General features: G+C 66.9%; 7 protein-coding genes. 3 read left to right on the plus strand and 4 right to left on the minus strand.

The features are described from left to right. Positions 1 to 75: 75 nt before the first annotated feature. The 3 genes from ACFOOR_RS12140 to ACFOOR_RS12150 form a co-directional block, all read right to left on the minus strand. Positions 76 to 1,305 carry a thiamine pyrophosphate-dependent enzyme gene (locus tag ACFOOR_RS12140; RefSeq protein WP_343165183.1) on the minus strand — a complete coding sequence of 410 codons (1,230 nt, stop codon included), beginning with the start codon at positions 1,303 to 1,305 and terminating at the stop codon, positions 76 to 78. Between the two features lie 144 nt (positions 1,306 to 1,449). After that, positions 1,450 to 3,720 (minus strand): CC_3452 family protein, encoded by a 2,271-nt coding sequence (locus ACFOOR_RS12145; protein ID WP_343165184.1) that lies wholly within the window; start codon positions 3,718 to 3,720, stop codon positions 1,450 to 1,452. Between the two features lie 123 nt (positions 3,721 to 3,843). Then, the gene (locus ACFOOR_RS12150; protein WP_343165185.1) at positions 3,844 to 5,034 is read right to left on the minus strand and encodes a thiolase family protein; all 1,191 of its coding nucleotides are present in this window, start codon (positions 5,032 to 5,034) and stop codon (positions 3,844 to 3,846) included. Positions 5,035 to 5,231: 197 nt separating this feature from the next. Between ACFOOR_RS12150 and ACFOOR_RS12155 the strand changes: the two genes are divergently transcribed. From ACFOOR_RS12155 to ACFOOR_RS12165, 3 genes are read left to right on the plus strand one after another with little or no spacing between them, the layout of a single operon-like run. Further along, complete coding sequence (locus tag ACFOOR_RS12155; RefSeq protein ID WP_343165186.1) at positions 5,232 to 5,780, plus strand: hypothetical protein; 549 nt, start codon at positions 5,232 to 5,234, stop codon at positions 5,778 to 5,780. After that, entirely contained in the window at positions 5,777 to 6,892 is a 1,116-nt protein-coding gene (locus ACFOOR_RS12160) for a DUF418 domain-containing protein (RefSeq protein ID WP_343165187.1), read from the plus strand. Before ACFOOR_RS12155 ends, ACFOOR_RS12160 begins: the two co-directional genes overlap by 4 nt. Next, positions 6,865 to 7,407, plus strand: coding sequence for a CPBP family glutamic-type intramembrane protease (locus ACFOOR_RS12165; RefSeq protein WP_343165188.1), 543 nt, complete (start codon positions 6,865 to 6,867; stop codon positions 7,405 to 7,407). Before ACFOOR_RS12160 ends, ACFOOR_RS12165 begins: the two co-directional genes overlap by 28 nt. A 115-nt stretch (positions 7,408 to 7,522) precedes the next feature. On the opposite strand, the gene mnmA is transcribed toward ACFOOR_RS12165, so the two are convergent. Continuing rightward, a complete protein-coding gene (mnmA, locus tag ACFOOR_RS12170; RefSeq protein ID WP_343165189.1) occupies positions 7,523 to 8,707 on the minus strand; it encodes a tRNA 2-thiouridine(34) synthase MnmA in 1,185 nt (394 codons plus the stop codon). Between the last annotated feature and the right edge of the window lie 228 nt (positions 8,708 to 8,935).

An 8,935-nucleotide genomic window follows, 5' to 3' on the forward strand; every position in this document is an offset into this window, starting at 1 on the left:
GACGTTCGGGTCGTTTTCCATCGCCACGTCGAGCGCCGAGTTGAGCGCCTGGATCATGTTCATCTTGGTCATGATCTAGACCCCCAGATCTTGACGTTGACGGATGAGGCGCCAGTCGGGTTCGGCGGTGACATCCTCGAAGATCGAAGGCACGGGCGAGAGCGGGCCGTCATGCAGCGTGCCGTAGCTCTCGGCCTCCTTGTAGGACTTCACGACGAGGTCGTTCAGTTCGGTTTCCATCGCCTCGTGGCGCTGCTCGTCCCATTCCTCGAGACCGATGAGGTGGTTCTTCAGCCGCTCGATCGGATCGCCCAGCGGCCATTTCGTGGCCTCTTCCTTCGGGCGGTAGCCGGACGGATCGTCCGAGGTGGAGTGCGCGGCGGCGCGGTAGGTGTAGAGCTCCAGCAGCGTCGCGCCATGGCCTGCACGGGCGCGTTCGGCGGCCCATTGCGTGGCGGCATAGACGGCGAGGAAGTCGTTGCCGTCGACGCGGATGGACGGCAGGCCGTAGCCGAGCCCCTTCACCGCCAGGCTGGGCGCATCGCCCTGTGCGATGCCCTGGAAGGTGGAAATGGCCCACTGGTTGTTCACGACGTTGAAGATGACCGGCGCGCGATAGGTCGAGGCCAGGGTCAGCGCACCATGGAAGTCGCCCTCCGCGGTGGTGCCGTCGCCGATCCAGCTCGCCGTGACCTGGTCTTCATTCTTGTAGCGTGCACCCATCGCCCAGCCGACGGCCTGGGGGAATTGGGTGCCGAGATTGCCGGAGATGGAGAAGAAATTGCCGTCGGCCCACGTGTAGTGAACCGGCAGCTGGCGGCCCTTGAGGTTGTCGCGGCTGTTGGAAATGCAGTGGCACATCATGTCGACGATGTCGCGGCCGCGCGCGAACAGGATGCCCTGCTGGCGGTAGGACGGGAAGACCATGTCGCTGTCGCGCATGGCCATGGCGGCGGCGACGGACACCGCCTCCTCGCCCGTCGACTTCATGTAGAAGCTCATCTTGCCCTGACGCTGCAGCTTCTGCATGCGCTCGTCATAGACGCGGGTCAGCACCATGTGGCGGAGCCCCTCACGCAGCGTGTCCGGGTCGAGTTCCGGATTCCACTCGCCGACGGCCTGGTGATTGTGATCGAGCGCGCCGACCAGTCCGGTCGCGTGATCCACCGTGTCCTTCCAGCTGCAATCGATGGCGGGGCGTTTCGCCTCGCCGGCCGGCTGCAGTTTCAGATCGGAGAAGTCGGGCTCGTCGCCGGGGCGGAATTTCGGCGCCGGTACGCGGTAACGGGGCTGGGACGTCGCCATGGGGCCTCGCGCTTGAATGCTGTACGGGGTCGTCGGCACGGCGAATAGCGCGCCGGGCGGGGCGTTGTCCACTATCCGGCCCTGCCGTGGCGCATGGCGGTCATGCGCGGTCAAGTCTTTGTGCGGCGCAGCAATTCCGGATCGTTACCGCCGGTAGATGATCGACCCCTTCTCGACATTCATCAGGGCGAACAGGGCTTCGAACTGCGCGTCCTGTCCGTAGTCGAACATCGAGGCAAAATGCTCGTACGACCATTCCACCGGGTGGCCGTTGTCGATGATCAGGAAGGTGCGGTTGCGGGCGTTGTAGCCACGCACGACGACCCAGTGCGCCGTCGCCGCCGCATCGTGCGGCGAGATGATGTCGGCAGCGTATTGCGATCCCCAGGCGACCAGGGTGAGGACCGGGCGGCCCTCGTCGAGCAACTGCCGGATGCGGGCCAGCGCCGCATCGTTCGCGCGGGTATTGCCGAGCGGCAGCACGTCATGGACGAAGCCGGAGGCGAGATCATTCATCCGGTCGCGCAGCGTGCCCGGCGGCGTGCCGAGCGACTGGTCGGAGACGAAATTGCCCGAGCTTTGTACCCGGCGCTTGAACTGTTCATAGGTCGTGGCAACGCCGTAGAAGCGCAGCACGCGGGACGCCGCCTGCGGCCCACAGGAATTGCCGCCCGAAAGCCGGTTGGCGAAGTCGCCGGTCGGCACATCGAGCAGAACGTCGGGCTGCAGGTCGGCGGTGCGGGCGCGTGCCGGATCGACCGGCGTCAGCGTGACCAGCAAGGGCCGATAGAAAGCCTGCAGACCGGTTCGGCTGCCCGCCTCGTCGCCATTGGCATCGCCCATCACCCGGAAGGCTTCGACATGGCTCATGGCGCGGCGGCGCGCGTCATTGGTGGCATCGTCGAACCAGATTCCGTCGCGCCCGCCCTCTCCCGCGCCCTCGACCAGGAAATCCTGTTCGTGATCGCGGTCGGTATAGGCGACCGTGGCGGTGCGGCCGAGCGCGGTTTCAAAGGCCTGTTGCCAGGCATCGTCTTCCCACCAGCCATATTCGACCTGCACCGCGTCGATCCGCCAGCCCGCCGGTGCGGTCCAGATGACTTCGCGGTCAGAGGAGCCGGACGCACGGGTGTCGCCGCCCACCTCGCTGGCATCGCCGGCCAGCCGGGCGAGAATCTGCGTGCCGTCAGCCGACAGGTCGAGCCGCGAGGTGACGGTCATGCGCGGGCCGTGGCCGAAGAAGTCACGGTCGCCGCCGGTATGGCGCAGGACGAGGAAGCCTGAATGCTGGCCGTTGACCCACACCGAGGTCGTTCCCGGTGGCCCGGTCACTTCCGGTTCGGCAACGATGGGCACCACGACGGAAATCGGGTTCCACTGCACCTGCACGCTGGTGCGCGAGACGGTGCGGTTTCCGTTGGAGTCCAGATCGCCGACATCGCGGCCGTCATTGTCGTTGTTGAAGACGTCACCATTGGTGTCACCCATGATGATGAAGCTGCGCACCGGGCCGTCCGTTTCCGGCAGTCCACGGCGCACATCGATCTCGCCGCGTCCCGGGACGATGGTGTCGATCTCCCAGTCGCTGTCGGTGTATTCGGCGCTGGCGCGCGTAGGCGACGTGATGCGCTGGATGTCCCCACCCTCCGGATTGCACCACAGGCGCAGGCGCTCGCTGACCCGGCCGCGTGTGTGATCGGGACGGGTCTCGACCGCGTCCATATCGATGCTGGCGATCAGGCAGGGTCCTTCCGCGGAAATGCTGGCCGAGACGGTGACGCGCGGCCCGTTGCCGCCGAAATCCCCGTCACCACCCCCATTGCGGATCGCGTAGAGCCGTTCGGTGGGCGGGATCTCGACATGGACGGTCTGGTTGGTGATCAGCGGCGCACCGTAACGAATCGCTGTCGATGCGAGGCGTACGGTCGGACTCAGCTCGACCTGCATTTCGGGCGGCGCAATTGCGGGACCTCGCGCCGCGTCCGGGATCTGCTGCGGGCTGACGCGCTGGCCCGGCTGCGGCTGAACCTGGAGTTCGGGGGCGCGGACCTGCGGGGTGAGCGCGGTCGTAACCTGCTGGGCGATGCCGGGGGCTAGAGTCGTTTGCAGCGCCGGCCGTGCCGCGTTGGCGTTGCATTGCTCGAGCTGCGCCGAGTTCAGCCGGGCGCCGGGATGGCCGTATTCCGAGACGCGCCCGACGATTGCCGCGAGTTGCGCGCACGCCCCGACGCCGGGCTGCGGCCAAGGGCCGGAAACTGTGCAGGCCCGGTCGCTGCACGACCAAGTGATCGAGCCGGCCTGCACCTCGCCCGTTTGCTGGGCGGGCGCGGCCGTGCGCGCGGTATATGTGTAGGTCTGGGCGAGTGCGGGCGCTGAAGACAGCGCGAACACGGCGAGGACGATCAGGCGGCGCATCGGCAAACTCCCCACTATCCGGGACGGAGCCTACGCCGGTTTCGCGTCAGAGGCGATTCATCGCGCAAAAAAAAGCCCCGGACGGTTAGCGTCCGGGGCTCGTTTCGCAACCTGGCAGACTGCCTAGTTCATGCGCTCCAGCGCGACCGCGGTGGCTTCGCCGCCGCCGATGCAGAGCGAGGCAACGCCCTTGGTCTTGCCGTGCTTTTCCAGCGCGGCGAGCAGGGTGACCATGATGCGCGCGCCGGAGGCGCCGATCGGGTGACCCATGGCGCAGGCACCGCCATTCACATTGACCTTCTCGTGCGGGATGCCGAGTTCCTTCATCGCGATCATCGGAACGACGGCGAAGGCTTCGTTGATTTCCCAGAGATCGACGTCATCGGTCGCCCAGCCCGCCTTTTCCAGCACCTTGCGCATGGCCGGAACCGGCGCAGTGGTGAAATAGGCCGGCTCGTGCGCGTGCGACGCGACGGCCGAGATCTTCGCCAGCGGCTTCAGGCCGCGGCGCTCGGCCTCGCTCTGGCGCATCAGGACCAGCGCGGCCGCGCCGTCGGAGATGGCCGAGGCGTTGGCGGCAGTGACGGTGCCGTCCTTGGAGAAGGCCGGGCGCAGGCCGGGGATCTTGTCCGGCATCGCCTTGCGGGGCAGTTCGTCGGTGTCAACCGTGACATCGCCCTTGCGGCCGGCGATCGTCACCGGGACGATTTCGCGCTTGAAGTCGCCCTCGGTCGTGGCACGCTGGGCGCGGGCCAGGGTTTCGAGCGCATAGGCGTCCTGCTGCTCGCGGGTGAACTGGTGTTCCTGCGCGATCATGTCGGCATAGACACCCATCGCCTTGTGCTCGTAGGCGTCCTCGAGGCCATCGAGCGCCATGTGGTCGAGCACCCGGTCATGGCCGTATTTGAAGCCGGCGCGGTGGGTCGGCAGCATGTGCGGCGCGTTGGTCATGGATTCCATGCCGCCCGCCACGACGATGTCGGCCTCGCCAGCGAGGATGGCCGAACGGCCCATGATCGCCGCCTGCATGCCGGAGCCGCACATCTTGTTCAGCGTGGTCGCCTCGACGCCTTTCGGCAGGCCGGCCTTGATACCCGCCTGTCGCGCCGGGGCCTGACCCTGACCCGCCATGAGCACATTGCCCATGTAGATCGTGTTGACGTCGTCGCCGGACACGCCGGCTTCGTCCATCGCGGCCTTCACGGCCAGCGCGCCAAGTTCGTTGGCCGACAGCGTGGCCAGTTCGCCGAGCAGGCCACCCATCGGGGTGCGGGCCATGCCGACGATGACGACCGGATCGTCCTGAGTGCTCATCGGTGAAATCTCCTTTCGGGGAGGTCCGGGATAAAATCGAGCGCAGATGAAGGCCTCCGGGTGCGGTGCGTCAAGTCTTCTCGCACATGCAACATCGCCGGGTCGCCATGCGGTTGTATCGACCGCCGAGATTACATCTTTTCAAATCAGGGGGTTGGGCCTAACGGTATCGCCGGGGACATCAGGGACAGGGTGACATGCCCAAAAACCGCAGGCGGCCAAGCCGCCGATCCTTCCTTGCGCGCGTTCTGGGCGCGGGGACGGCCTATGGCGCGACAGCGCTGGTTTCAGGCGCGCATGCCCAGCATGTGCGCACCTGGAGCGCCACGGAGGCGGCCTGTGCATCGGGCCTCACCGACAGCGACGGTGGCCGCAATGCCGACCCGGTCGGCAATGGCCGCGGTCCGCAGGGCGTGACCGACAGCGACTCGGGAGCCGAAGCCGATCCGGCCGGCCAGGGCCGCGGCACAGGAGGCGTCACGGACACGGACAGCGGATCCGAAGCCGATCCGGTGGGCCAGGGGCGCGGGTCGAAATCCGCCCACGGCCTGACCGACAGCGACAGCGGCGCCTCGGCCGATCCGGCCGGACAGGGCCGCGGCGGACGCCGCCTGACGGATACCGATATCGGCTGGGGCGCGGACCGCGTCGGTCACGGGCGCGGCGGCGAAGGCCGTGAACGCCCGGTGCCGCCGGTCAATTGCCCGCCGCGTGAAGACACGACCGGCTCTGGGGACGAAGAATGAGCGAGTCGGAGATCACCGCCCCGGCGAAGAACCGGCTCGAAGGCATCGATTTCGCCCGCGCCATCGCCATGATGGGCATGACGGTCGTCAATTTCTCGATCTATATCGGCCGCGCCGAAGGCGACCCGCAATGGCTGATCCAGCTGGAAAGCCTGTTTTCCGGCCGCGCGGCGGCGACCTTCGTCTTCCTGGCCGGTGTCGGCGTCGCCCTGCTGACGATGCGGGCGCGAAACGACCGGACGCCGGAGAACCGCCGGGCCGCCCGGCTCAACCTGCTGAAACGCGGCGTCTTCCTCTTCCTGCTCGGCGTCTCCTTCCGGGCGCAATGGCCGTATGACATCCTGCATTTCTACGGCATCTATCTGACGATCGCGTCGCTTGTCTTCCTGTGGCCGGCGCGCTGGCTGGTCGGGCTCGCCGTTTTCACCACCCTCGCCTTCGTCGCCTTCTATTTCGCGCTGCCGCCGCTACTCGATCTCGACTACTGGGCGAGCCCGAGCTTCGCAAACCCGTCGGAGGCGCTGCAGGACGTCTTCTTCACCGGCCATCACCCGGTGACGCCCTGGTTCGCCTATTTCCTCGTCGGCATGGCCGTCGGACGGATCGACCTGCACCGCAGTGCCAATCACTGGCGGCTGCTGATCGGCGGGGCCGTGCTGATCGGTCTGGCCAAGGCGATCAAGTTCGCGGCGCTGAACCTGGCTCTGGTGAAGCTGATCCCGTCCGAGGACTGGGGATTCGCGATCAACTATGTCGCCGACATCTTCGGCACGTCGGCCTACCCGCCCGCCCCGCTCTACATCCTGTTCGGCCTCGGCACGGGGATGATCGTGCTGTCGCTGTCGCTGATGATCTGCGCGGCGGAATGGCGGCGGAAGCTGTTCACGCCGGTGATCTGGACCGGGCAGATGGCGCTGACCTTCTACCTCCTCCACGTCTATATCGGCGTGACGGCGGCGGAGTGGTTCCTGCCCGAGGAGTCGGAATCGGTCTACTGGCTGTTCGCCTGGGTGATCGGCTTCTTCATCTTCTGCCTCGTCTTCGCGACGATCTGGCGGAGCCGTTTCCAGCGGGGTCCCGTGGAATGGGCGATGCGACGGCTGGTGGATTGATCGGGGCGTTCCGCGCCCCTCACCTTCGCGACCTGGCGGAGGCCGCCGGCCTGTTTGCGGTGTTCACGACCATCGCCCTGCCGTTCGGGCTGGCGACCGGGGTGTTCGCGTTCGGGATTTCACAGCTTCAGACGATTCTGGTCGTCGCGCTTATTGCGGTTCTCGTTCCGGCTCTCGGAGAAGAGCTGGTCTTTCGCGTCCTGCTTCAAGGGAAGCCGTCATTCCGGCGAACGCCGGAATCCAGTGAGACGGGTGTTATGGACCCCGGCTTCCGCCGGGGTGACGTTGTGAGGATCGGGCTGAGCCTGATTGCCTTCGTCGCGTGGCATCCGGTTCAGGTGTGGCTCGGCCTGCCGATGGCGCAGCCGGTCTTCACCGACCCGGTCTTTCTCGGTATCGCGGCACTCTTGGGTATCGTCTGCACGATCAGTTGGCAGCGTTCCGGCTCGGTCTGGCCGCCGGTGCTTATCCACTGGCTGACCGTGGTCAGCTGGAAGGCGTTTCTGGCGGGGTGAGCTTCTCCTTCTCCCCTCGGGGGAGAAGGTGGCCTGAAAGGCCGGATGAGGGGTTTTTTTGAGAGTCACCCCTCACCCCTGCCCCCTCTCCCCCGAGGGGAGAGGGGAAGAGAGTTCAAACCGTCCCGGTGATCCACCCGCCACCCAGAACGCGCGAGCCGCCATCCTCCGGCGCATAGAACACCGCCGCCTGGCCCGGCGCGACGCCTTCCTCTTCCGCGTCGAGGACGAGGCCGACCTGGCCGTCATTGACCGATAGCGCGGCGGGCACTGGCGGACGGGTGGAGCGGACCTTCACGAGCACCGGCTCGCCTTCGAGCTGATCGAGCGGCGTGTCGCCGATCCAGTTGACGTCGTGCAGGCGGATGCGCTTCACGCCCAGCGCCTCGCGCGGACCGACGATGACCCGGCGGCCCGGCGCGTCGAGGCGCACGACGTAAAGCGGTTCGCCGGTCGCAACGCCGAGACCGCGGCGCTGGCCGACCGTGTAGCGGATCACGCCGTCATGCCGGCCAAGCACGCTGCCATCGACATGGACGATGTCGCCGGGTTCGGCCGCGCCGGGGCGCAGCTTTTCCACGATGGCGGCGTAATTGCCGTCCGGCACGAAGCAGATGTCCTGGCTGTCCGGCTTGTCGGCGACGGCCAGGCCGAAGGCCTCGGCAAGCTGGCGCGTCTGGTCCTTCGTCAGATGCCCGAGCGGGAAGCGCAGGAAATCCAGCTGGTCCTGCGTCGTCGCGAACAGGAAATAGGACTGGTCCTTGCCCGGATCGGCGGCGCGGTGAAGCTCCGCGCCGTTCGGCCCGTCGACGCGCTTGATGTAGTGCCCCGTCGCCATCGCGGCAGCACCCAGCTGCTGCGACTGGTGCAGGAGGTCGGCGAACTTGACCCGCTGGTTGCAGCGCACGCAGGGAATGGGGGTCGCGCCGCCCAGATAGGTATCGGCGAAATCCTCCATCACCGCTTCGCGGAAGCGGTTCTCGTAGTCGAGCACGTAGTGCGGGAAGCCCATTTCCTCGGCGGCGAGGCGGGCGTCGTAGATGTCCTGCCCGGCGCAGCAGGCGCCCTTCTTCCTGATCATCTCGCCATGATCATAGAGCTGCAGCGTGATCCCGACGACGTCATAGCCGGCGCGGTGCAGCGCGGTGGCGGTGACGGTGGAATCGACACCGCCGGACATGGCCACGACGACGCGGTGGCTCGCCGGGTCACCGCCGAGCCCGAGCGGATCATCCGCCAGGCCGAAGTCTCGAAGCAGGGTATCGGCACGCGTGTCCGCGCGCGTCAGCGTATCGGTCATCTCTCGCCTCCACCGGGGTCAAGGCCCGGAGCAAACGTTCATGGGAGGCGGCGATATAGAGGATCGGCGCGGGGGATGGAAGGGCGGGGTCTTTATGATCGCCCTTCGAGACGCGTTCGCGGGAATGACGTTTCCCTTCTCCCCTTTTGAAGGGGAGAAGGTGCCCGCAAGGGCGGATGAGGGGTTCTGCTCCGTAATCGAGGTAAGGGGTGCGCCCCCCCCCCCCGC

The organism is Hyphobacterium vulgare (assembly GCF_042643335.1).
Lineage (GTDB): Bacteria > Pseudomonadota > Alphaproteobacteria > Caulobacterales > Maricaulaceae > Hyphobacterium > Hyphobacterium vulgare.